Origin of the sequence: Streptomyces dengpaensis (genome assembly GCF_002946835.1) — a bacterium.
Classification (GTDB): Bacteria; Actinomycetota; Actinomycetes; order Streptomycetales; family Streptomycetaceae; genus Streptomyces; species Streptomyces dengpaensis.
In genome coordinates this window covers 2,358,277-2,382,346 of the sequence record NZ_CP026652.1, presented here as the reverse complement: position 1 = coordinate 2,382,346, position 24,070 = coordinate 2,358,277, and the positions used below count along the sequence as shown (strand labels likewise).

At 66.4% G+C, this 24,070-nt stretch carries 15 protein-coding genes and 3 rRNA genes; 13 read left to right on the top strand and 5 right to left on the bottom strand.

The features are described 5' to 3' along the window. Nucleotides 1-82: 82 nt before the first annotated feature. Together C4B68_RS10670 and eccCa are read right to left on the bottom strand one after the other, a co-directional pair. Entirely contained in the window at nucleotides 83-334 is a 252-nt protein-coding gene (locus tag C4B68_RS10670) for a hypothetical protein (protein ID WP_099502535.1), read from the bottom strand. Then, nucleotides 334-4,308 carry a type VII secretion protein EccCa gene (gene eccCa / locus C4B68_RS10665; protein ID WP_099502534.1) on the bottom strand — a complete coding sequence of 1,325 codons (3,975 nt, stop codon included), beginning with the start codon at nucleotides 4,306-4,308 and terminating at the stop codon, nucleotides 334-336. Before eccCa ends, C4B68_RS10670 begins: the two co-directional genes overlap by 1 nt. A gap of 322 nt (nucleotides 4,309-4,630) precedes the next feature. On the opposite strand from eccCa, the gene eccD reads away from it, so the two are divergent. Beyond that, nucleotides 4,631-6,139: a type VII secretion integral membrane protein EccD gene (gene eccD / locus C4B68_RS10660; RefSeq protein WP_373682234.1), complete on the top strand. Its 1,509-nt coding sequence runs from the start codon at nucleotides 4,631-4,633 to the stop codon at nucleotides 6,137-6,139. 66 nt (nucleotides 6,140-6,205) lie between these two features. Here the strand turns inward: eccD and C4B68_RS10655 are convergent, their stop codons facing one another. Further along, on the bottom strand, nucleotides 6,206-6,502 hold the full coding sequence (locus tag C4B68_RS10655; RefSeq protein WP_099502532.1) for a DUF397 domain-containing protein: 297 nt from the start codon (nucleotides 6,500-6,502) through the stop codon (nucleotides 6,206-6,208). 295 nt (nucleotides 6,503-6,797) lie between these two features. Here C4B68_RS10655 and rpsO point away from each other — a divergent pair, with 295 nt between their 5' ends. The 5 genes from rpsO (at nucleotide 6,798) to C4B68_RS10630 (ending at nucleotide 12,326) form a co-directional block, all read left to right on the top strand. Beyond that, the gene (gene rpsO / locus C4B68_RS10650) at nucleotides 6,798-7,085 is read left to right on the top strand and encodes a 30S ribosomal protein S15 (RefSeq protein WP_033529274.1); all 288 of its coding nucleotides are present in this window, start codon (nucleotides 6,798-6,800) and stop codon (nucleotides 7,083-7,085) included. A gap of 385 nt (nucleotides 7,086-7,470) precedes the next feature. Continuing rightward, on the top strand, nucleotides 7,471-9,687 hold the full coding sequence (locus tag C4B68_RS10645) for a polyribonucleotide nucleotidyltransferase (protein WP_099502531.1): 2,217 nt from the start codon (nucleotides 7,471-7,473) through the stop codon (nucleotides 9,685-9,687). Continuing rightward, on the top strand, nucleotides 9,684-11,063 hold the full coding sequence (locus tag C4B68_RS10640) for a M16 family metallopeptidase (protein WP_099502530.1): 1,380 nt from the start codon (nucleotides 9,684-9,686) through the stop codon (nucleotides 11,061-11,063). Before C4B68_RS10645 ends, C4B68_RS10640 begins: the two co-directional genes overlap by 4 nt. A 26-nt stretch (nucleotides 11,064-11,089) precedes the next feature. Further along, nucleotides 11,090-11,842, top strand: coding sequence for a 4-hydroxy-tetrahydrodipicolinate reductase (gene dapB / locus C4B68_RS10635; protein ID WP_099502529.1), 753 nt, complete (start codon nucleotides 11,090-11,092; stop codon nucleotides 11,840-11,842). 31 nt (nucleotides 11,843-11,873) lie between these two features. Further along, entirely contained in the window at nucleotides 11,874-12,326 is a 453-nt protein-coding gene (locus C4B68_RS10630) for a hypothetical protein (RefSeq protein WP_099502528.1), read from the top strand. 121 nt (nucleotides 12,327-12,447) lie between these two features. Here the strand turns inward: C4B68_RS10630 and C4B68_RS10625 are convergent, their stop codons facing one another. Together C4B68_RS10625 and C4B68_RS10620 are read right to left on the bottom strand one after the other, a co-directional pair. Next, nucleotides 12,448-13,005, bottom strand: a complete 558-nt coding sequence (locus C4B68_RS10625) for a hypothetical protein (RefSeq protein WP_099502527.1) — start codon at nucleotides 13,003-13,005, stop codon at nucleotides 12,448-12,450. Nucleotides 13,006-13,095: 90 nt separating this feature from the next. Further along, nucleotides 13,096-13,335: a hypothetical protein gene (locus C4B68_RS10620; protein ID WP_099502526.1), complete on the bottom strand. Its 240-nt coding sequence runs from the start codon at nucleotides 13,333-13,335 to the stop codon at nucleotides 13,096-13,098. 256 nt (nucleotides 13,336-13,591) lie between these two features. Between C4B68_RS10620 and thyX the strand changes: the two genes are divergently transcribed. From thyX to C4B68_RS10580, 7 genes are all read left to right on the top strand, one after another. Continuing rightward, nucleotides 13,592-14,332, top strand: a complete 741-nt coding sequence (thyX, locus tag C4B68_RS10615) for an FAD-dependent thymidylate synthase (RefSeq protein WP_099502525.1) — start codon at nucleotides 13,592-13,594, stop codon at nucleotides 14,330-14,332. Nucleotides 14,333-14,566: 234 nt separating this feature from the next. After that, the gene (dapA, locus tag C4B68_RS10610; RefSeq protein ID WP_099502524.1) at nucleotides 14,567-15,466 is read left to right on the top strand and encodes a 4-hydroxy-tetrahydrodipicolinate synthase; all 900 of its coding nucleotides are present in this window, start codon (nucleotides 14,567-14,569) and stop codon (nucleotides 15,464-15,466) included. 137 nt (nucleotides 15,467-15,603) lie between these two features. Next, on the top strand, nucleotides 15,604-17,289 hold the full coding sequence (locus C4B68_RS10605; protein WP_099502523.1) for a ribonuclease J: 1,686 nt from the start codon (nucleotides 15,604-15,606) through the stop codon (nucleotides 17,287-17,289). 728 nt (nucleotides 17,290-18,017) lie between these two features. Continuing rightward, nucleotides 18,018-19,543 (top strand): 16S ribosomal RNA (locus tag C4B68_RS10595). A gap of 318 nt (nucleotides 19,544-19,861) precedes the next feature. Continuing rightward, nucleotides 19,862-22,980 (top strand): 23S ribosomal RNA (locus C4B68_RS10590). Nucleotides 22,981-23,072: 92 nt separating this feature from the next. Beyond that, a 5S ribosomal RNA gene (gene rrf, locus C4B68_RS10585) occupies nucleotides 23,073-23,189 on the top strand. The 16S, 23S and 5S rRNA genes sit together here, the layout of an rRNA operon. A gap of 114 nt (nucleotides 23,190-23,303) precedes the next feature. After that, on the top strand, nucleotides 23,304-23,966 hold the full coding sequence (locus tag C4B68_RS10580) for a DegT/DnrJ/EryC1/StrS family aminotransferase (RefSeq protein ID WP_099504007.1): 663 nt from the start codon (nucleotides 23,304-23,306) through the stop codon (nucleotides 23,964-23,966). Nucleotides 23,967-24,070 lie beyond the last annotated feature (104 nt).

Here is a 24,070-nt window from a genome sequence, read left to right as displayed (position 1 = left end):
CGCGCTCACGCCATGGATCCGCTGCTCAGACTCTTCACAACAGCCCGCGGTCTGCGGCCTCGTGAGAGCCCTCGAAATCCACTCAGTCCCTGAGCCCGCCAGACTCGAAGTAGTCGATGTCGGTGAACCACCACACGGCCATCGCCACCATCACCGCCGCGCACGACAGCAGCAGAATGCGGCGGCCCCGATAGCCCGCCTCGGACGGCTCGTTCGCCTCCGGGTCGCTGAAGCGGCGGGCCTGGAAGCGCCACCACAGCGCCTTCTGGTCGGCCAGCCCCATCCCGCCGAGCCACAAGGCGATCAGAAGCATGAAGATCCCGATGCCGATCATCAGTACGTCCCCTCCGGTACAAGTCCCGTCTGAACCAACGGCTTCCCTCGCTTACGCGACACAAAGACCCCTCGCCCCGCGGGCATGGGCCGAGGCCGGACCCCGCCCAGGACGTCGCCCTCGCCTGGATCGCCGGCGAGCACCACACCCTGCGCTCCCAGCTCCTTCATCCGCTGCATGAACGGCTCGTACGAAGCCCGTCCCGCACCGGCCGTGGACCGCGCGATGATGAAACGGACCCCCACATCCCGGGCGAACGGGAGCATCTCCGTAAGTCCTCCCAGCGGGTTCCCGCTCGACGTGGACACCAGGTCGTAGTCGTCCACGACGACGTACACCGTCGGTCCTCGCCACCAACTCCGCTCCCGCAGTTGCTGCGCGGTGACGTCGGCCGTAGGCGTCCGCCGCTGCATCAAGTCCGCCAGCGCCGCCATGTGGTGCTCCATGGCGTTGGACATGGGGATGTACTCGGCGAGATGCGAGGCCGGCGTGACGTCCAGCAGCGACCGCCGGTTGTCGACGACGAAGAGCTTGCACTCGTCGCCGGAGTACCGCTCCGTCAGCTGCTTGACCAGCAGCCGCAGCAGGTTCGACTTGCCCGACTCGCTCTCTCCGAAGACCAGGAAGAACGGGTCCTGCTCGAAGTCGACGAAGACGGGTTCGAGGTTGTCCTCGTCGAGGGCGAAGGAGACGCCACGGCGGGGGAAGCGGTCGCCCGGAGGCAGCTGCTCGGCAGGGAACTCGCGGGGCAGCAGGCGGACTTCCGGGGCACCGGGCGCCTGCCAGTGCCGGAAGACCTCCGTGGCCAGCGCCGCCGTCGCATCGGCGAGGTCCGTGTCCGACGTCAGTCCGTCGATCCGCGGAACCGCGCCCATGAAGTGCAGCTTCTGCGGCGCCTGTCCGCGGCCTGGCACGCCCGCCGGGACGTTCGCGGCCACCTTGCGGTCCAGCTCGGAGTCCATCGTGTCGCCGAGCCGCAGCTCCAGGCGGTTCATCAGGTGGTCCTTGAGGGCGGCCCTGACCTCCATGGAACGCGAGGCCGTCAGGATCAGGTGGATGCCGTAACCGAGGCCACGCGCCGCGATGTCGTTGACCACCTGGTCCATCGCCTCGTAGTCCGCACGGAAGTTGCCCCAGCCGTCGATGACCAGGAACACGTCGCCCCACGGCTGATCCGTGACCGAGATCTCTCCCCGGGCCCGCCGCGCCCGGAAGTCCGCGATGGACGCGATGCCGGCGGAGCGGAAGTACTCCTCGCGGCGGGTCAGCACGCCGTACACCTCGGCGACCGTGCGCCGCACCCGCTCCGGATCCAGACGTGAGGCCACGCCGCCGACGTGCGGCAGTCCGGCGACGGCAGCCATACCGCCACCGCCGAAGTCCAGGCCGTAGAACTGCACTTCGTGCGGAGTGTGGGTGAGGGCGAAGGAAGCGATCAGGGAGCGCAGCAGCGTCGACTTGCCGGACTGCGGACCACCGATGATCTGCATATGGCCCGCCGCACCCGAGAAGTCGACCCACAGCGGGTCGCGGCGCTGTTCGTACGGTTTGTCGACGAGGCCGACGGGGACGACGAGCCGGCCGGCTCCCTCGTAACCGGGCTGGGTGAGCCCGCGCCCCTGCACCGGGGTCGGTCCCGGCAGCAGCCCGTCCAGCGACGGCGGGCTGTCCAGCGGCGGAAGCCACACCTGGTGGGCCGCCGGTCCCTGCGCCTCCAGTCGGCGCACGATCACATCGAGCACGGTGTCGGCGAGGGCGTCATCGGTGTCCGCAGAGGGCTCCGGACGCTGCTGGGGCACGGCCGCCACGTACTGCACCGGTACCTCCGCCGCCGTGAACAGCACCGGTCGCCGGTCCACCGGCAGCGGCCCGCCGAGCGCGGCGGCCTGCGTCGACGACCCCGAGCGGTACACCCCGGAGACGTACGCCGCCTTGAAGCGCACCATTTCGTCCGTGCCGAACTTCAAGAAGCCCGAACCGGGGACGTTCGGCAGCTCGTACGCGTCGGGAACGCCCAGCGCCGCACGGGACTCCGCGGCCGAGAACGTCCGCAGACCGATCCGGTACGACAGATACGTCTCCAGCCCTCGTAGCCGGCCTTCCTCCAGTCGCTGCGAGGCCAGCAGCAGATGCACGCCCAGCGAACGGCCGATGCGGCCGATCTGCACGAACATCTCGATGAAGTCCGGCTTCGCCGTCAGCAACTCGCTGAACTCGTCGATCACCAGGACCAGCGAGGGGATCGGCTGCAGCGGAGCACCCGCTGCGCGCGCCTTCTCGTAGTCGTGGATGTTCGCGTAGTTGCCCGCGTCGCGCAGCATCTCCTGGCGGCGGTTGAGCTCGCCGCGGATGGAGTCGCCCATCCGGTCCACCAGCGTCAAGTCGTCCGCGAGGTTGGTGATCACGGCCGCGACGTGCGGCATCTGCGCCATACCGGCGAAGGTCGCGCCGCCCTTGAAGTCCGCCAGGACGAAGTTCAGCGTCTCCGAGGAATGCGTCACCGCCAGGCCGAGGACCAGTGTGCGCAGCAGCTCCGACTTGCCCGAACCCGTGGCGCCCACGCACAGTCCGTGCGGCCCCATGCCCTCCTGCGCGGCCTCCTTGAGGTCCAGCATCACGGCACGGCCGTCCTCGCCGACACCGATCGGCACGCGCAAACGTTCGGCCAGCGAACGCGGCCGCCAGGTGCGCTTGGTGTCCACGGAGGCGGCGTCCCCGAGGTTCAGCAGATCCGTGAACTCGAGGTTGGCGAGCAGCGGTTCGTCGTCGTCCCCGCCCGAGGCCATGCGCAGCGGGGCCAGCTGCCGCGCCAGGGCCTCCGCGGATTCGTACGAGAGGACGTCCGGCGTCCCCTCGTAGACGATGCCGTGCCCCGACTCCAGGTGCAGTGCCTGCGGCTGTACGACGATGGAGAGGTCCCCGCGGGCTCCGGAGAGCTCGCCGGGAACGACCTCGACGACCGTCACACCCTGCAGCCCCTCGGGCGTGGCCAGGACGGAGTCGGGCGGCAGTGACAGGCCATCGAGTACGACGACGATGTGCGGTTCGTCCGGGAGCGGGGCGGCGTTCGGGTGGAAGCGAGGACGTCCGGTCAGGCGGGTGGCCAGCAGGTCTTCCAGCTCGCGCGCGTCACTGCCGATCAACCGGCGGCTGCCCGCGCCGTCCACCGTGCCGGGCGCCTGCACGTGCGGCAGCCACTTGGCCCACTCCCAGCGCGGCAGGGCCTCGCGCCCGGCCGCCACCACGATCATCAGGTCCTCGGGCGAGTGCAGCGAGGCCAGCGAGCCGGCCAGGGCGCGCGCCGAGGCGCGTACCGACTGCGGCTCACCGCTGACCGTGACGTGGTAGAAGGCGCGCAGCGAAACCGCCATCGGCAGGTCGTCCAGGACGCTGTGGGTGGCCACGAAGCGCTGCATCGCACCCGCGGTCAGCGGCTCGAGCTGTTCGACCGGCCCGGTCTCGGGGGAGACCAGCGGGGTGGCCAAGCCCTGCGGGCCGAGGCCGATACGCACTTGGGCGAAGTCCTCGTCGCCCGGCCGCCGTTCCCACACCCGGCTGCCCTCGGCGACCAGTGCCCACAGCTGCTCGGGGGAGGGGTGAAGGTAGTACTGCGCGTCACGCTGGGCCCTCGCGGTGTCCAGTGCGGAGCGCCGGGTCTGTGACAGATAGCTCAGGTAGTCGCGGCGCATGTCGGCGAGTTGCCCCTGCGAGCCGCGCCGGAAGCGGACCACCATCGCGATGGACATGGCCACCGTCGACGCGATCATCACCATGCCCATGATCCTCATGAACGGATGGCCGCTCGTGAAGAAGAAGACCACCGAACCGCCCATGCCGAGCGTCGGCAGCAATTGCATGAGGACGCTCTCCTGGTGCCCGCGCGGAAGCTCCGGCGGTGGTTGCAGGACGAGCTCTTGCGTGGGCACTTCGGACGGCAGCGTCCGAGGCGGGCGCTTCACGATGATGTGGCTCACTGCTCACCAATTCCCTTGCCGGCCCCGGAATCTTCCGTCCGCCACCCCGTGTCAGGCGGACGCAGGCCGCCGCGTGATCCTACTGACTTCATAAGAGACTGGTGGGCGGTAGTGTGCCGGATGTTCGCGTGAGCACACGCGAACAGAGCTGAAGAATCAGGGAATTTCGCGCGATGTGAAGGTGCGCGGAGCCTGCGGATCGGCTGAACGGGCCCTTCTCCGCGCCCTTGTCGCACACCAGACGGCGCGGGCCAGGAACTGAGGCGCGGGCCCTTCACACCGCAGACGCAGGATCACCACTGAGGGGGAGTAGCAGGTGAGCATGACGGCCGCCGCGACAGTCACCGGAGCCGGCGGGCCCGGACCCGGGGCCCCTTCCGGGGCGGGCGCGGGGCTCGGCTTCTGCCGGGTCACCATCGTCGCGCCCGACAGCCGGATCGACGTGGCACTGCCCGACGACATCCCGGTCGCCGACATCTACCCGGAGATCCTGAGGCTCTCCCGGCAGAGCCCCGCCGAGGGTGCTCCGGTCGGCTATCACCTCGTACGCCGGGACGGCACCGTCCTCGACAGTTCCCGCTCGTTCGCGGCGCAGCGCATTCTCGACGGCGAACTCCTCACCCTGCGCCCCTTCTCGGAGTCGCTGCCTCCCGCTGTCTTCGACGACGTGTCCGAGGCCGTCGCCTCCGCGGTGACCCGCGATCGCACGCAGTGGACCGGCGAACTGACCCGCGGCGCGGGCCTCGTCGGTGGCGGGGTCCTGCCGGTGCTGCTCGCGTTCGTGGCCTGGACCGCCGACCCGCGCCACGACATGCACGGCCTGCCCGGCATCCTCGCGGGCGTCACCGGCGTACTCCTGGTCGTCCTCGCCGCAGTACGCGCGCGGATCTACGACGACAGGGCCTCGGCCGTCGCGCTGGGACTCGGCGCGCTGCCGAACATGGGCGTGGCGGGCTCCGGGCTGCTCGCCCTGTCGGACGGTCAGGGTGTCGGCAAGCTGCAGTTCCTGCTGGCCTGCGGTGCGGTGCTGGTCGCCTCGGTCATTCTTACCCTGTGCTCCCCGCGCGGGGACGGCCCGTTCGTCGCGTTCGTGTTCGCCTCCGCCATCGGCCTGGTCACGGTGTTCGTGGCCCTCCTCGCGCACTGGACGCCCACGGAGATCGCCGCGTTCTGCGCCCCGGTCGCGGTGGGCGCCCTGGCCTTCCTGCCCGGCCTGTCCATGCGCTTCGCCCGGCTGCCGATCGGATTCGACCCCCCGAGCACCACCACGCGCAGCGCGTACGGCGCCGAACCCGCCGCGCCGGAACCAGTCGACGCCGCACGCATCGAGGCGCAGGCCCGCCGTGGCCACGAACTCCTCGTCGGTCTCGTAGGAGGCTGCGCGCTGCTCGGCGTCGGAGCCTCGGCGGTGCTCGGCTTCTCCGACGACGTCTGGGGACAGCTGCTCGCCTTCGCCACCGGCGTCGCGATGCTGATGCGCGCCCACCTCTTCCGCTACACCGCCCAGGTCGCGCCCGTCCTGGGCGCCGGCCTCGGCGCCCTCGTCCTGCTCGGCCTCGGGCTGGCGCTCAACCCGCCGCACTCCTTGATGCGCGAGGCCCTCACCGGCGACCGCACGGACCTCGACATCCGCACGATCTGGCTCGTCGCGGCGATCGCGGCGGCGGCCGCACTGGTCACCTCGCTCGGCCTGCTCCTCCCGCGCGGCGGCCTCACCCCGTTCTGGGGCCGCTTCCTGGAGATCGCCGAGGGCTTCGTGCTCCTCACGCTGGTACCGCTGGCGCTTGCCGTCTTCGACGTGTACAGCGCGGCTCGGGCCATGACCAGCTGAATCGGCGACCCGGCTCGTCGAGGCGCACGCGCACGCGTGCGCCTCGACGCTTCTTCCGCCTCGGCGCTACTCGGCGGCAAGCCCCCCGTTGTGCGGCATCGGCTCCAGATCGAACTCTCCGTCCCGGGCCCCCAGCACGAACGCCCGCCACTCGGCCTCCGTGTACCGCAGCACGGTGTCCGGGTCGAGCGACGACCGCATGGCCACCGCGCCCCCGGGCAGATACGCGATCTCGACCCGCTCCTCGTGCTCCTCGGTACCCGGCGCGCTGTGCCACTCGACGTCCGAGATGTCGAGGGCGTAGAGCTCGTCCTTCTCCCGCTCCTTGCGTGCCCTGACGTCCTGGTCTTCTGTCCCGGCCATATTCAAGCGGCCCCTTCCCCACTTACCGGTCTGCCTAGGAGGTCACCTTATGGGGGCACCCCTGGCACGCACCGGGAAACAAACCCGGCCCACCCGCCCGTGCAAGGCTTCTCGGGCCCTGGTCGGCGCATGCTGCCAGGCTGGTACGCTGTGTGACGGCCGTTTGTGTACGCACCCCCGGAGCCCCGCTCTGGAGGCCGCGCCCAGCGGATCCCCGCCTCCCGAGTTACGGAAGCTCCCCTGAGATGTGGACCAGGGGCACTCGGTGGCTACTCAGAGACTACGAGGAGTACGCGTGTCGCTCGACGCCGCTACGAAGAAGCAGATCATCAGCGAGTTCGGTACCAAGGAGGGCGACACCGGCTCCCCCGAGGTCCAGGTCGCCATGCTCTCGCGCCGGATCTCGGACCTGACCGAGCACCTCAAGACCCACAAGCACGACCACCACTCCCGCCGTGGTCTGCTGATCCTGGTCGGTCAGCGTCGCCGCCTGCTGCAGTACCTGGCCAAGAAGGACATCCAGCGCTTCCGTACGCTGGTCGACCGCCTGGGCATCCGCCGCGGTGCGGCGGGCGCCAAGTAAGACGCCGTGAAGGGAGCGGTTCCCAGATCCTGGGGAGCCGCTCCCTTTGCCGTACGTGCTGCTGCTGTACGTGCTGCCGTACCTGCTCTGTACGTGCGGAGTGTCACTGACGCTTTGTAGTGTGGTAGCACAACGGAAACGCACCACGCAGCACACAGCACGTACGACACAGCGTGACGCCGCCGTACCCGCCGGGTAGGGCGGTGCCACAACACCGAACGAGGAGAAGCGCACCTCGCCGCCGCCGGTCCTCGGTAGTGGCCCCCGGGGGATTGCGAGCCCCGGGTGCTTCGATCGAAGACCGGCCCGCACCAGAAGGAGCGCTCTCCGCCACCGTCCCCCTGCCACACGGGCAGGACGGGACGAAGACGAGGAGATATCGCTAGTGGAGAACGAGACCCACTACGCCGAGGCCGTTATCGACAACGGATCCTTCGGCACCCGCACCATCCGCTTCGAGACGGGCCGCCTGGCCAAGCAGGCCGCCGGCTCCGCCGTGGCGTACCTGGACGACGACACCATGGTGCTGTCGGCCACCAGCGCTTCCAAGAAGCCCAAGGACCAGCTCGACTTCTTCCCCCTCACGGTGGACGTCGAGGAGCGGATGTACGCCGCCGGCAAGATCCCCGGCAGCTTCTTCCGCCGCGAGGGCCGTCCTTCCGAGGACGCCGTCCTCACCTGCCGGCTGATCGACCGCCCGCTGCGCCCGTCCTTCAAGAAGGGCCTGCGCAACGAGATCCAGGTCGTCGCCACGATCATGGCCCTCAACCCCGACCACCTGTACGACGTCGTGGCGATCAACGCCGCCTCCGCGTCCACGCAGCTGGCCGGTCTGCCCTTCTCCGGCCCGGTCGGCGGCGTCCGCGTCGCGCTGATCAACGGCCAGTGGGTCGCGTTCCCGACGCACACCGAGCTCGAGGACGCCGTCTTCGACATGGTGGTCGCCGGTCGCGTCCTGGAGGACGGCGACGTCGCGATCATGATGGTCGAGGCCGAGGCCACCGACAAGACCATCCAGCTGGTCCAGGGCGGCGCCGAGGCGCCGACCGAGGAAGTCGTCGCCGCCGGTCTCGAGGCCGCGAAGCCCTTCATCAAGGTCCTGTGCAAGGCGCAGTCGGACCTCGCCGCGAAGGCCGCCAAGCCGACCGCCGAGTTCCCGATCTTCCTCGACTACGAGGACGACGTCCTGGAGGCCCTGACCGCCGCGGTCAAGAGCGAGCTCGCCCAGGCGCTCACCATCGCCGGCAAGCAGGACCGCGAGGCCGAGCTGGACCGCGTCAAGGAGATCGCCGCCGAGAAGCTGCTCCCGCAGTTCGAGGGCCGCGAGAAGGAGATCTCCGCCGCGTACCGTGCGCTGACCAAGAAGCTGGTCCGCGAGCGCGTCATCAAGGACAAGGTCCGCATCGACGGCCGCGGCGTCACGGACATCCGTACGCTCGCCGCCGAGGTCGAGGCCATCCCGCGCGTGCACGGCTCCGCGCTGTTCGAGCGTGGCGAGACCCAGATCCTGGGCGTCACCACCCTCAACATGCTCCGCATGGAGCAGCAGCTGGACACCCTCTCCCCGGTGACCCGCAAGCGCTACATGCACAACTACAACTTCCCGCCCTACTCCGTCGGTGAGACCGGCCGCGTCGGCTCCCCGAAGCGCCGCGAGATCGGCCACGGCGCGCTCGCCGAGCGCGCGATCGTGCCGGTCCTGCCGACCCGCGAGGAGTTCCCGTACGCGATCCGTCAGGTGTCCGAGGCCCTCGGCTCCAACGGCTCGACGTCCATGGGCTCGGTCTGCGCCTCGACCATGTCGCTGATGAACGCCGGTGTGCCGCTGAAGGCTCCCGTCGCCGGTATCGCGATGGGTCTGATCTCCCAGGAGATCGACGGCCAGACGCACTACGTCGCCCTTACCGACATCCTCGGTGCGGAGGACGCCTTCGGCGACATGGACTTCAAGGTCGCCGGTACGAAGGACTTCGTGACCGCCCTCCAGCTCGACACCAAGCTGGACGGCATCCCGGCCTCCGTCCTGGCCGCGGCCCTCAAGCAGGCCCGTGACGCCCGCCTCCACATCCTCGATGTGATGACCGAGGCCATCGACCGGCCCGACGAGATGTCCCCGAACGCCCCGCGGATCATCACCGTCAAGATCCCCGTGGACAAGATCGGTGAGGTCATCGGCCCCAAGGGCAAGATGATCAACCAGATCCAGGAGGACACCGGCGCCGAGATCACGATCGAGGACGACGGCACCATCTACATCGGTGCCCAGGTCGGCTCGCAGGCCGAGGCCGCCCGCGCCACGATCAACGGCATCGCCAACCCGACCATGCCGGAGGTCGGCGAGCGCTACCTGGGCACCGTCGTGAAGACGACGACCTTCGGCGCGTTCGTGTCGCTGCTCCCGGGCAAGGACGGTCTGCTGCACATCTCGCAGATCCGCAAGCTCGCCGGCGGCAAGCGCGTGGAGAACGTCGAGGACGTGCTCGGTGTGGGCGCCAAGGTCCAGGTCGAGATCGCCGAGATCGACTCCCGCGGCAAGCTCTCCCTCATCCCCGTGATCGAGGGCGAAGGCGACGATGACACGAAGGACGACACCGACAAGTGACGTCAAGTAGCTCCATGGCGACGGCCCGCACCTCTTCGGAGGCGCGGGCCGTCGCCCGTACCCAAACCCTCATCAAGGGCGTCAACGGCATCGGTACGGTCCGCAAGACCACCCTCCCGGGTGGTCTGCGCATCGTGACCGAGACCCTGCCCTCCGTGCGCTCCGCCACCTTCGGCATCTGGGCGCACGTCGGCTCGCGCGACGAGACGCCGTCCCTGAACGGCGCCACGCACTACCTGGAGCACCTGCTCTTCAAGGGCACCCACAAGCGCAGCGCCCTGGACATCTCCGCCGCCCTCGACGCGGTCGGCGGCGAGATGAACGCGTTCACGGCGAAGGAGTACACGTGTTACTACGCGCGCGTGCTCGACACCGACCTGCCGCTCGCCATCGACGTCGTCTGCGACATGCTGACCGGCTCGCTCATCCTCGAAGAGGACGTCAACGTCGAGCGCGGCGCGATCCTCGAAGAGATCGCGATGACGGAGGACGACCCGGGCGACTGCGTGCACGACCTGTTCGCGCACACCATGTTCGGCGACAACGCCCTGGGCCGCCCGGTCCTCGGCACGGTCGACACGGTCAACGCCCTCACCGCGGACCGCATCCGCCGCTTCTACAAGAAGCACTACGACCCGACGCACCTGGTCGTGGCCTGCGCGGGCAACGTCGACCACAACAAGGTCGTACGCCAGGTCCGCGCCGCCTTCGAGAAGGCGGGCGCCCTCAGGGAGACCGCCGCCGAGCCGATCGCCCCGCGCGACGGCCGCCGCGCCATCCGCACCGCGGGCCGCGTCGAACTGCTCGGCCGCAAGACCGAGCAGGCCCATGTCGTCCTCGGCATGCCGGGCCTCGCCCGCACGGACGACCGCCGCTGGGCCCTGAGCGTCCTGAACACCGCCCTCGGCGGCGGCATGTCCTCCCGCCTCTTCCAGGAGGTCCGCGAGAAGCGCGGCCTGTGCTACAGCGTGTACTCGTACACCTCGGGCTTCGCCGACTGCGGCCTCTTCGGCGTCTACGCGGGCTGCCGTCCCAGCCAGGTCCACGACGTGCTCAAGCTCTGCCGCGACGAGCTGGACCAGGTCGCCGAGCACGGTCTGTCAGACGACGAGATCGGCCGCGCCATCGGCCAGCTCCAGGGCTCCACCGTCCTCGGCCTCGAGGACACCGGTGCGCTGATGAACCGTATCGGCAAGAGTGAGCTGTGCTGGAGCGAGCAGATGTCGGTCGACGACATGCTGGCCCGGATAGCGTCGGTGACCCCGGACGAGGTCCGCTCGGTCGCCCGCGACATCCTGGGACAGCGACCCTCGCTGTCGGTCATCGGCCCGCTCAAGGACAAGCAGGCGAGCCGTCTGCACGACGCGGTCGCCTGACACCCTCCGTCAAGGAAGCAAGAGACATGAGCAAGCTGCGCGTGGCGGTCCTCGGTGCCAAGGGCCGTATCGGGGCCGAAGCGGTACGAGCGGTCGAGGCCGCCGACGACATGGAGCTGGTGGCCGCGCTCGGCCGGGGCGACGAACTGGAGACGCTGGTTGAGACCGGCGCCCAGGTCGCCGTCGAACTGACCACGCCGGCCTCGGTGATGGCCAACCTCGACTTCTGCGTACGACATGGCATCAACGCCGTGGTCGGCACGACGGGCTGGACCGACGAGCGCCTCGCGCAGCTCAAGGACTGGCTGGCCCAGTCCCCGGAGACGGGCGTGCTCATCGCGCCCAACTTCTCCATCGGGGCCGTCCTGACGATGAAGTTCGCGCAGATCGCCGCGCCCTACTTCGAGTCGGTCGAGGTCATCGAGCTCCACCACCCGAACAAGGTGGACGCCCCCAGCGGCACCGCCACGCGCACGGCTCAGCTCATCGCCGAGGCGCGGGCCAAGGCGGGCTCCGCCCCGGCCCCGGACGCCACGGTCACCGCCCTGGAGGGCGCCCGCGGCGCAAACGTCGACGGTGTCCCGGTGCACGCGGTCCGCCTGCGCGGTCTGCTCGCCCACCAGGAGGTCCTGCTCGGCGGCGAGGGCGAGACCCTCACCATCCGCCACGACTCCCTCCACCACAGCAGCTTCATGCCGGGCATCCTGCTCGGCGCCCGCCGCGTGGTGACCACACCGGGCCTCACCTTCGGCCTGGAACACTTCCTGGACCTCGGCTGAGCCGGGGGACGGACAACAGAAGCCGGCAGACATGCGCGCGAAGATCACCTACGCCCTCACGGCCGCCGCCCTGGTCGTCTATTTCGTCCTGGTCGGCAGCCGAGGCGTGCTGCTCATCCAGAACGGCACCCTGATCACCGTCACCTTCGGTGTCGCGGTGCTGATCCTGCCGGTCATCGGCCTCTGGTTCCTCTGGAAGAACACCCAGTTCGTCCAGAAAGCCAACCGGCTCGCCGCCGAGCTCGACGCCGAAGGCGGCCTGCCCGTCGACGAGTTGAGGCGGACCGCGGGCGGCCGCATCGACCGCGACTCGGCCGACGAGGTCTTCGCCAAGCGCAAGGCCGAGACCGAGGACGCCCCGGACGACTGGCGCAGCTGGTTCCGCCTCGCCGTCGCCTACCACGACGCCCGGGACACCCCGCGCGCCCGCAAGGCGATGCAGAGGGCCATCGCCCTGCACGAGGGCAGGTCGGTCGCGGCCTGAAGGCCATACGCACCTCGGCGCCGTACGCACCTCAGCGGTGACACGAAGCGAAAGGGGCCGTCCGCGCACTGCGGAGGGCCCCTTCGTCGTGCCTGAGGAGGCGTACTTGGCCTACTCGGCCTCAGCCCCGCCGATACTCGTCCGCCCACACCTCGACGGAGTCCGCAGCGCGGTCGAAGGCCTCCGCACGCGCCAGGAAGTCGGCGTTGTGCGAGGTCAGCAGCGGCGGCACGTCCTCGGGTGCACGATCCTTGCGTACGAGGATCAGCGCCTGCCCCTGAACGGTGCGCGGCAGCCCGAGCCAGCGCACCGGCTGCTGCACCGTCCGCACCGCGACGACGTGCTCCCACCGCGCCGTACTCGTCAGGAAGAAGCCCGTCCGGCGCAGCCCCTGCGCACTCACCCACACGCCCATGCGCAGCAGCCGCAGCGCGCACAGAATGGCGAGCGCGGCTACGACGAAACAGGCCGCGGCCCCGGCCAGGGTCCCGGTGAGCGCGATGATCACCGCGGCGATGAGCACGTACGAGGCGAGCAGCAGGATGAGCGCGGCCGCGCCCACCCGCCACGGCCCGGGCCGGTAGGGGCGCCGCCAGCGGTCGCGGTCGTCGAAGGGCAGCGTGACATCGTCCGCCGCCTCGTCAAAGGCACGGTCCGCCGTCAGGAAGGGCAGGGGCACGACTGAACCTCACTCGATCCATGCTTGGGCTGTGCCCGGTGAGGCTATCGAGCCGGGTGGCTGCTCACCACCCTTGGGGGGCCGGAAGAGTCAGCGGCCGTCCGTCGCCTGGGAGTGCTGCGTCGTCGCAGGTGACTGATCCTGTGACAGGGCGGGCATTCCGATGATCAGGGACCCGACGAGCCCGGCGACCACGGTGAGCCCGATGAGCGTCCGGCCGGCTATCTGTCCGGCGGTCGCCCGCTCGCGTGGTGGGGGCGTCACCTTGCTGCGGAACCTGTCGGCTTCGGCGATGAAGGCGAGCGGTACGGGCTCGCGCCGACGGAACATGGGAGCTGCTTCTCCTCTGGAGACTCGAAGGGATGCGGGTGCTGGTGTCCGGGACCCAAACGCGATCGCTGTCACTGAAACTCGCGACCGCTGTCACCGATTCAGACGAGCGAGCGTCCCAAGAGGTGCCCGCTTTCACCAAATTCGCAGAAGTTCGGCGACGAATGTCGCGGCCCGGCACCGAACGCCCCGTTGTCAGTGCCGGGCCGTAGAGTGGGCGCCGCCCGAGCTTGTGATGGGAAGGACCCTCCGCACCGTGACCGACACCCCCGCCGACGACCTCAAGCCCAGCTTCCGCAGCGATGTCACCGTCGAGCTGATCAAGCACACGGCGTCCGACGCCGACGTGCTGTTCGCCGCCCGTGTCTCGACCGCCGGGGAGCAGTCCCTGGACGAGCTGAAGAAAGACCCGGAGCGTTCCAAGGGCCTGATCAACTTCCTGATGCGGGACCGGCACGGCAGCCCCTTCGAGCACAACTCGATGACGTTCTTCATCAGCGCCCCGATCTTCGTCTTCCGCGAGTTCATGCGGCACCGCGTGGGCTGGTCGTACAACGAGGAATCGGGCCGGTACCGGGAGCTCCAGCCGGTCTTCTACGTCCCGGACGAGTCCCGCAAGCTGGTCCAGGAGGGCCGCCCCGGCAAGTACGTCTTCGTCGAGGGCACCAAGGCGCAGCAGGAGCTCACGGGCCGCGTGATGGAGGACTCGTACCGTCAGGCGTACGAGGCCTACCAGGAGATGCTCGCGGCCGGTGTGGCCCGCGAGGTGGCCCGCGCGGTCCTCCCGGTCGGCCTCTTCTCCTCGATGTACGCCACGTGCAACGCCCGCTCGCTGATGCACTTCCTCGGCCTGCGTACTCAGCACGAGATGGCGAAGGTCCCGTCCTTCCCGCAGCGCGAGATCGAGATGGTCGGCGAGCTGATGGAGGCGGAGTGGGCCAAGCTCATGCCGCTCACGCACGGGGCCTTCAACGCCAACGGGCGTGTGGCGCCGTAACGCGCTTCCACACGTCCAGCACAGATGGCTTCCGCGCGCCAGCCGGTACTGATGTACGGATCAACCGAGCGAAGTGTCCGTATTGCGGCATTTCGAGAAGTTCATCTAGCCTGATCAAACGGACCCGGCACTGCTTGAACCCCCGAGCAGGCAGTGCCGGGCTCCACCTTTGTCGCACTTTGTCGTGTCCCCCGAGGGCAGACCCCGCGTTGAGCAGCGAGTAGCGTGTTACCCATGGCTCCGACCTCCACTCCGCAGACCCCCTTCGGGAGGGTCCTCACCGCCATGGTCACGCCCTTCACGGCGGACGGCGCACTCGACCTCGACGGCGCGCAGCGGCTCGCTGCCCACTTGGTGGACGCAGGCAACGACGGCCTGATCATCAACGGCACCACCGGCGAGTCCCCGACCACCAGCGACGCGGAGAAATCGGACCTCGTACGAGCCGTACTGGAGGCGGTGGGCGATCGGGCCCACATCGTCGCCGGCGTCGGCACGAACGACACCCACCACAGCATCGAGCTGGCCCGCGCAGTCGAGAAGGCCGGCGCGCACGGCCTGCTGATCGTGACGCCGTACTACAACAAGCCCCCGCAGGAGGGCCTCTACCGGCACTTCACGGCCATCGCCGACGCGACCGAGCTGCCGGTGATGCTCTACGACATCCCCGGGCGCAGCGGCGTACCGATCAACACCGAAACGATCGTGCGGCTCGCCGAGCACCCGCGTATCGTCGCGAACAAGGACGCCAAGGGAGACCTCGGCCGGGCCAGCTGGGCCATCGCCCGCTCCGGCCTCGCCTGGTACTCCGGCGACGACATGCTGAACCTGCCGCTGCTCTCCGTGGGCGCGGTCGGCTTTGTCTCCGTCGTCGGCCATGTCGTCACCCCGGAGCTGCGCGCCATGCTCGACGCGTACATCTCGGGCGACGTCCAGAAGGCCACCGAGATCCACCAGAAGCTGCTCCCCGTCTTCACCGGCATGTTCCGCACCCAGGGCGTCATGACCACCAAGGCCGCACTCGCCCTCCAGGGCCTGCCCGCCGGACCGCTGCGCGCTCCGATGGTCGAGCTGTCGCCCGAGGAGACCGCCCAGCTCAAGATCGATCTTGCCGCCGGCGGGGTAGAGCTCTGACCACAGACTTCACAACTGAATAGGCAGAACCCGCAGGCCACCGCGCCTGCATCCCACACAGACAACTGCTACTGCACGAACGTCACGCGCGCCACGTGCCCTGCCAGGTACGTGGCGCGCGTGGTGAGGAGAGTCTTTTGAGTCATCCGCATCCTGAACTCGGCGCTCCGCCGGTGCTCCCGAAGGGTGGCATGCGCGTCACCCCGCTCGGAGGCCTCGGTGAAATCGGCCGAAACATGACGGTCTTCGAGTACGACGGCCGCTTGCTGATCGTCGACTGCGGAGTGCTCTTCCCTGAGGAGGAGCAGCCCGGAATCGACCTGATCCTGCCGGACTTCACGTCCATCAGGGACCGCCTCGACGACATCGCGGGCATCGTCCTCACCCATGGCCACGAGGACCACATCGGTGGCGTCCCGTACCTCCTGCGCGAGAAGCCGGACATCCCGCTGATCGGCTCCAAGCTGACCCTCGCGCTGATCGAGGCGAAGCTCCAGGAGCACCGCATCCGCCCGTACACGCTCGAGGTGGAGGCGGGCGATCGCGAGCAGATCGGCCCCTTCAACTGCGAGTTCGTCGCGGTCAACCACTCCATCCCGGACGCCCTCGCGGTCGCCATCCGTACGCCCGCCGGCATGGTGGTCCACACCGGTGACTTCAAGATGGACCAGCTCCCGCTGGACGGTCGCCTCACGGACCTGCACGCGTTCGCCCGCCTGAGCCACGAGGGCATCGACCTCCTCCTCTCGGACTCCACGAACGCCGAGGTACCGGGCTTCGTCCCGCCCGAGCGCGACATCGCGAATGTGCTGGACCAGGTCTTCGCCGGCGCACACAAGCGCATCATCGTGGCGAGCTTCGCCAGCCACGTCCACCGCATCCAGCAGATCCTGGACACGGCACAGAAGTACGGCCGCAAGATCGCCTTCGTCGGCCGCTCGATGGTCCGCAACATGGGCATCGCCCGGGACCTCGGCTACCTGAAGGTCCCGCCCGGCCTGGTGGTCGACGTCAAGACGCTGGACGACCTGCCGGACAACGAGGTCGTGCTCGTCTGTACGGGTTCTCAGGGTGAGCCGATGGCGGCCCTGTCCAGGATGGCCAACCGGGATCACCAGATCCGGATCGTCCCGGGCGACACGGTCATCCTGGCGTCGTCCCTGATCCCCGGCAACGAGAACGCGGTCTACCGCGTCATCAACGGCCTGACCCGCTGGGGCGCGAACGTAATCCACAAGGGCAACGCCAAGGTGCACGTCTCCGGCCACGCGTCGGCGGGCGAGCTCCTGTACTTCTACAACATCTGCAAGCCGCGGAACCTGATGCCGGTCCACGGCGAATGGCGGCACCTGCGCGCCAACGCCGAGCTGGGCGCCCTCACCGGCGTCCCGCACGACCGCGTCGTGATCGCCGAGGACGGCGTCGTCGTCGACCTCGTCGAGGGCAAGGCCAAGATCTCCGGCAAGGTGCCGGCGGGATACGTGTACGTCGACGGCCTCTCGGTCGGCGACGTCGGCGAGCCCGCGCTCAAGGACCGCAAGATCCTCGGCGACGAGGGCATCATCTCCGTCTTCCTGGTGGTGGACTCCAACACCGGAAAGATCACCGGTGGCCCGCACATCCAGGCCCGGGGCTCCGGCATTGACGACTCCGTCTTTGCCGAGGTCATCCCGAAGATCACGGAGGTCCTGGAGCGCTCGGCCCAGGACGGCGTGGTCGAGCCCCACCAACTGCAGCAGCTCATCCGCCGCACGCTGGGCAAGTGGGTCTCCGACACCTACCGCCGGCGCCCGATGATCCTCCCGGTCGTCGTCGAGGTCTGACCTCCAGCGCGCTGACCAGGAGCGGGGCCCCTCGACACACGTCGACGGGCCCCGCTCTAGACCTCGCCTAAAAAATCTTGACAGCGGGGATTGACACCCCCTGTGCCGATCCGTACTGTTCTTGGTCTGCCCCGGAGCCATAACGGTTCCGCGGTGGCACCTTGGCCGCTGATGCGGCACCCAACCACCAGCACGGTCACCCATCCGGGATTGCATTCGGCGCGTCCGAAAGTAATTCGATTGGGGCTCGGCGGCCCGATTAGGCGCCGCCCGGGAGGATCCGCTAATGTTTGGGACGTCGGAACGGTCCGAGGGCCGGGAAGACAATCCCCGCTGACTGGGAATCAGGCCCGAAAGGATCTGATAGAGTCGGATCCGCCGGAAAGGGAAACGCGAAAGCGGAAACCTGGAAAGTGTCGAGGAAATCGGATCGGGAAGATCTGGTAGAGTCGGAAACGCAAGATCGAAGGGAAGCGCCCGGAGGAAAGCCTGAGAGAGTCTCTCGGGTGAGTACAAAGGAAGCGTCCGTTCCTTGAGAACTCAACAGCGTGCCAAAAATCAACGCCAGATATGTTGATACCCCGTCTCCGGCCGATCGGCTGGGGCGAGGTTCCTTTGAAAAAGTCCTGCCCTTCGGGGCAGGCGCACAGCGAGGACGCTGTGAACGATCGGTCTTATTCCGGCTGATCGTTCCGCTCTCGTGGTGTCGTCCCGATTACGGGAAAACATTCACGGAGAGTTTGATCCTGGCTCAGGACGAACGCTGGCGGCGTGCTTAACACATGCAAGTCGAACGATGAAGCCCTTCGGGGTGGATTAGTGGCGAACGGGTGAGTAACACGTGGGCAATCTGCCCTTCACTCTGGGACAAGCCCTGGAAACGGGGTCTAATACCGGATACGACCCGGGAGCGCATGCTCCTGGGTGGAAAGCTCCGGCGGTGAAGGATGAGCCCGCGGCCTATCAGCTTGTTGGTGAGGTAGTGGCTCACCAAGGCGACGACGGGTAGCCGGCCTGAGAGGGCGACCGGCCACACTGGGACTGAGACACGGCCCAGACTCCTACGGGAGGCAGCAGTGGGGAATATTGCACAATGGGCGAAAGCCTGATGCAGCGACGCCGCGTGAGGGATGACGGCCTTCGGGTTGTAAACCTCTTTCAGCAGGGAAGAAGCGAAAGTGACGGTACCTGCAGAAGAAGCGCCGGCTAACTACGTGCCAGCAGCCGCGGTAATACGTAGGGCGCAAGCGTTGTCCGGAATTATTGGGCGTAAAGAGCTCGTAGGCGGCTTGTCGCGTCGGTTGTGAAAGCCCGGGGCTTAACCCCGGGTCTGCAGTCGATACGGGCAGGCTAGAGTGTGGTAGGGGAGATCGGAATTCCTGGTGTAGCGGTGAAATGCGCAGATATCAGGAGGAACACCGGTGGCGAAGGCGGATCTCTGGGCCATTACTGACGCTGAGGAGCGAAAGCGTGGGGAGCGAACAGGATTAGATACCCTGGTAGTCCACGCCGTAAACGGTGGGCACTAGGTGTTGGCGACATTCCACGTCGTCGGTGCCGCAGCTAACGCATTAAGTGCCCCGCCTGGGGAGTACGGCCGCAAGGCTAAAACTCAAAGGAATTGACGGGGGCCCGCACAAGCAGCGGAGCATGTGGCTTAATTCGACGCAACGCGAAGAACCTTACCAAGGCTTGACATACACCGGAAACATCCAGAGATGGGTGCCCCCTTGTGGTCGGTGTACAGGTGGTGCATGGCTGTCGTCAGCTCGTGTCGTGAGATGTTGGGTTAAGTCCCGCAACGAGCGCAACCCTTGTTCTGTGTTGCCAGCATGCCCTTCGGGGTGATGGGGACTCACAGGAGACTGCCGGGGTCAACTCGGAGGAAGGTGGGGACGACGTCAAGTCATCATGCCCCTTATGTCTTGGGCTGCACACGTGCTACAATGGCAGGTACAATGAGCTGCGAAGCCGTGAGGCGGAGCGAATCTCAAAAAGCCTGTCTCAGTTCGGATTGGGGTCTGCAACTCGACCCCATGAAGTCGGAGTTGCTAGTAATCGCAGATCAGCATTGCTGCGGTGAATACGTTCCCGGGCCTTGTACACACCGCCCGTCACGTCACGAAAGTCGGTAACACCCGAAGCCGGTGGCCCAACCCCTTGTGGGAGGGAGCTGTCGAAGGTGGGACTGGCGATTGGGACGAAGTCGTAACAAGGTAGCCGTACCGGAAGGTGCGGCTGGATCACCTCCTTTCTAAGGAGCACTTCTCACCAACGACCTTCGGGGACTTGGTCAGAGGCCAGTACATCGGCGAACGTCCGATGCTGGTTGCTCATGGGTGGAACGTTGATTATTCGGCATCTTCAGCCAACTCGGCTTGCTAGTACTGCTCTTCGGAGTGTGGAACGCGGATCATGGGTGGTAGGGGTGTCGGGCACGCTGTTGGGTGTCTGAGGGTACGGCCGAATGTGGCTGCCTTCAGTGCCGGCCCCAGTGCACTCGGACTACTGGTTCGGGGTGATGGGTGGTTGGTCGTTGTTTGAGAACTGCACAGTGGACGCGAGCATCTGTGGCCAAGTTTTTAAGGGCGCACGGTGGATGCCTTGGCACCAGGAACCGATGAAGGACGTGGGAGGCCACGATAGTCCCCGGGGAGTCGTCAACCAGGCTTTGATCCGGGGGTTTCCGAATGGGGAAACCCGGCAGTCGTCATGGGCTGTCACCCGCTGCTGAACACATAGGCAGTGTGGAGGGAACGCGGGGAAGTGAAACATCTCAGTACCCGCAGGAAGAGAAAACAACCGTGATTCCGGGAGTAGTGGCGAGCGAAACTGGATGAGGCCAAACCTCAAGTGTGTGAGACCCGGCAGGGGTTGCGCTTGGGGGGTTGTGGGATCTCTCTTCTGTTGTCTGCCGGCGACAGGACGAGTCAGAAACCGTTGATGTAGGCGAAGGACATGCGAAAGGTCCGGCGTAGAGGGTAAGACCCCCGTAGTCGAAACGTCAGCGGCTCGTTTGAGAGACACCCAAGTAGCACGGGGCCCGAGAAATCCCGTGTGAATCTGGCGGGACCACCCGCTAAGCCTAAATATTCCCTGGTGACCGATAGCGGATAGTACCGTGAGGGAATGGTGAAAAGTACCGCGGGAGCGGAGTGAAATAGTACCTGAAACCGTGTGCCTACAAGCCGTGGGAGCGTCGGAACGTGCTTGCACGTTCTCGTGACTGCGTGCCTTTTGAAGAATGAGCCTGCGAGTTTGCGGTGTGTTGCGAGGTTAACCCGTGTGGGGAAGCCGTAGCGAAAGCGAGTCCGAATAGGGCGGTTTAGTAGCGCGCTCAAGACCCGAAGCGGAGTGATCTAGCCATGGGCAGGTTGAAGCGGCTGTAAGAGGTCGTGGAGGACCGAACCCACCAGGGTTGAAAACCTGGGGGATGACCTGTGGTTAGGGGTGAAAGGCCAATCAAACTCCGTGATAGCTGGTTCTCCCCGAAATGCATTTAGGTGCAGCGTCGTGTGTTTCTTGCCGGAGGTAGAGCACTGGATAGGCGATGGGCCCTACCGGGTTACTGACCTTAACCAAACTCCGAATGCCGGTAAGTGAGAGCGCGGCAGTGAGACTGTGGGGGATAAGCTCCATGGTCGAGAGGGAAACAGCCCAGAGCATCGACTAAGGCCCCTAAGCGTACGCTAAGTGGGAAAGGATGTGGAGTCGCAGAGACAACCAGGAGGTTGGCTTAGAAGCAGCCACCCTTGAAAGAGTGCGTAATAGCTCACTGGTCTAGTGATTCCGCGCCGACAATGTAGCGGGGCTCAAGCGTACCGCCGAAGTCGTGTCATTGCAGCAATACTCCCAACGGAGGCTGTGATGGGTAGGGGAGCGTCGTGTGCCGGGTGAAGCCGCGCCGGAAGGCAGTGGTGGACGGTTCACGAGTGAGAATGCAGGCATGAGTAGCGATACACACGTGAGAAACGTGTGCGCCGATTGACTAAGGGTTCCTGGGTCAAGCTGATCTGCCCAGGGTAAGTCGGGACCTAAGGCGAGGCCGACAGGCGTAGTCGATGGATAACCGGTTGATATTCCGGTACCCGCTGTGAAGCGTCAAACATCGAATCCAGTGATGCTAAGCCCGTGAAGCCGTTCCGGACCCTTCGGGGAAAGGAAAGTGGTGGAGCCGGTGACCCGAGCTGGTAGTAGGTGAGTGATGGGGTGACGCAGGAAGGTAGTCCATCCCGGGCGGTGGTTGTCCCGGGGTAAGGGTGTAGGACGTCAGGTAGGTAAATCCGCCTGGCAATTGTCTGAGACCTGATGCCGAGCCGATTGTGGTGAAGTGGATGATCCTATGCTGTCGAGAAAAGCCTCTAGCGAGTTTCATGGCGGCCCGTACCCTAAACCGACTCAGGTGGTCAGGTAGAGAATACCGAGGCGTTCGGGTGAACTATGGTTAAGGAACTCGGCAAAATGCCCCCGTAACTTCGGGAGAAGGGGGGCCATCACTGGTGAGGGGACGTGCTCCTCGAGCTGGGGGTGGCCGCAGAGACCAGCGAGAAGCGACTGTTTACTAAAAACACAGGTCCGTGCGAAGCCGTAAGGCGATGTATACGGACTGACGCCTGCCCGGTGCTGGAACGTTAAGGGGACCGGTTAGTCAGGATTCGTCTTGGCGAAGCTGAGAACTTAAGCGCCAGTAAACGGCGGTGGTAACTATAACCATCCTAAGGTAGCGAAATTCCTTGTCGGGTAAGTTCCGACCTGCACGAATGGCGTAACGACTTCTCGACTGTCTCAACCATAGGCCCGGTGAAATTGCACTACGAGTAAAGATGCTCGTTTCGCGCAGCAGGACGGAAAGACCCCGGGACCTTTACTACAGTTTGATATTGGTGTTCGGTTCGGCTTGTGTAGGATAGCTGGGAGACTGTGAAGCAGGCACGCCAGTGTTTGTGGAGTCGTCGTTGAAATACCAGTCTGGTCGTGCTGGATGTCTAACCTGGGTCCGTGATCCGGATCAGGGACAGTGTCTGATGGGTAGTTTAACTGGGGCGGTTGCCTCCCAAAGGGTAACGGAGGCGCCCAAAGGTTCCCTCAGCCTGGTTGGCAATCAGGTGTTGAGTGTAAGTGCACAAGGGAGCTTGACTGTGAGACCGACGGGTCGAGCAGGGACGAAAGTCGGGACTAGTGATCCGGCGGTGGCTTGTGGAAGCGCCGTCGCTCAACGGATAAAAGGTACCCCGGGGATAACAGGCTGATCTTCCCCAAGAGTCCATATCGACGGGATGGTTTGGCACCTCGATGTCGGCTCGTCGCATCCTGGGGCTGGAGTCGGTCCCAAGGGTTGGGCTGTTCGCCCATTAAAGCGGTACGCGAGCTGGGTTTAGAACGTCGTGAGACAGTTCGGTCCCTATCCGCTGTGCGCGTAGGAGTCTTGAGAAGGGCTGTCCCTAGTACGAGAGGACCGGGACGGACGAACCTCTGGTGTGCCAGTTGTCCTGCCAAGGGCATGGCTGGTTGGCTACGTTCGGGAGGGATAACCGCTGAAAGCATCTAAGCGGGAAGCCTGCTTCGAGATGAGGACTCCCACCCCCTATGAGGGGTTAAGGCTCCCAGTAGACGACTGGGTTGATAGGCCAGATCTGGAAGCGCCGTAAGGTGTGGAGGTGACTGGTACTAATAGGCCGAGGGCTTGTCCTCAGTTGCTCGCGTCCACTGTGTTGGTTCTGAAACCACGAACAACCCCGTTGTCGGGCCACGGCGATGGTGCGGTATTCACAGTTTCATAGTGTTTCGGTGGTCATAGCGTGAGGGAAACGCCCGGTTACATTCCGAACCCGGAAGCTAAGCCTTACAGCGCCGATGGTACTGCAGGGGGGACCCTGTGGGAGAGTAGGACGCCGCCGAACAATCATTCAAAGAGCTGGTCCCCGAACTTCGGTTCGGGGACCAGCTCTTTTTCATTGTGTGTCACTTCGCGTTCACATTGCGCGACAAATATCCGCGGCATGGGTACTGCTGCAATGCTCAGGGCCGCGGGTGTCGGAGCCGGTGACGAGGTCATCGTGCCGGCGTTCGGGAACGTCGAGGTCGCCGAGGCCGTGACGCAGGCTGGTGCGACGGTCGTCTTCGCCGACATAGACCCTGTGACGTACTGCCTCGACGCCGGCGCCGTCGAGTCCGTCGTAACTCCCCAGTCGGCGGCTCTGGTTGTCGTGCACCGCTTCGGTCGGTCGGCCGACATGGTGCGGCTGCGTGAGGTCGGACAGCGGCACGGGTTCCTGGTGTTGGAGCAGGGCGAGTCCGAGGCGCCGTACGACGAGGTCGCGCAGCGCAGGGAGCGGGCCGCGTACCTCGATGTGCGGTTGAGCGGCGTTCAGACGCCGGTCGGCGGCGACGGGCACACGTACCAGCAGTACGTCGTGCGGGTGCCGGGCAATGGGCGGCCGGACCGGGACGCCTTCGCACGGGCCGTACGGGCCAGGGGAGTTGAGTGCCGGGTGCCCGTGAAGACGCCTGTGCACCGCATGCCCGGGTTCCGTCGGGACATACATCTTCCGGAGACCGAGCGGGCCGCCGACGAGACCCTCGCGCTGCCTGTCGACGGGGAGTTGACGAAGCGGGAGATGCAGCGGATCGTCTCCGCGTGCAACGCGCTCGGCGGGTTGTTGCAGCCCGCCTTCTGATCCGACGTGATCCAACGAGGCCCCAACGGGACTGATTAGGAGCACGCTTCTGTTCAGGGTATGATCTATTCCGTTGCCGCGGGGGAAACCTCAACAAGGCGACA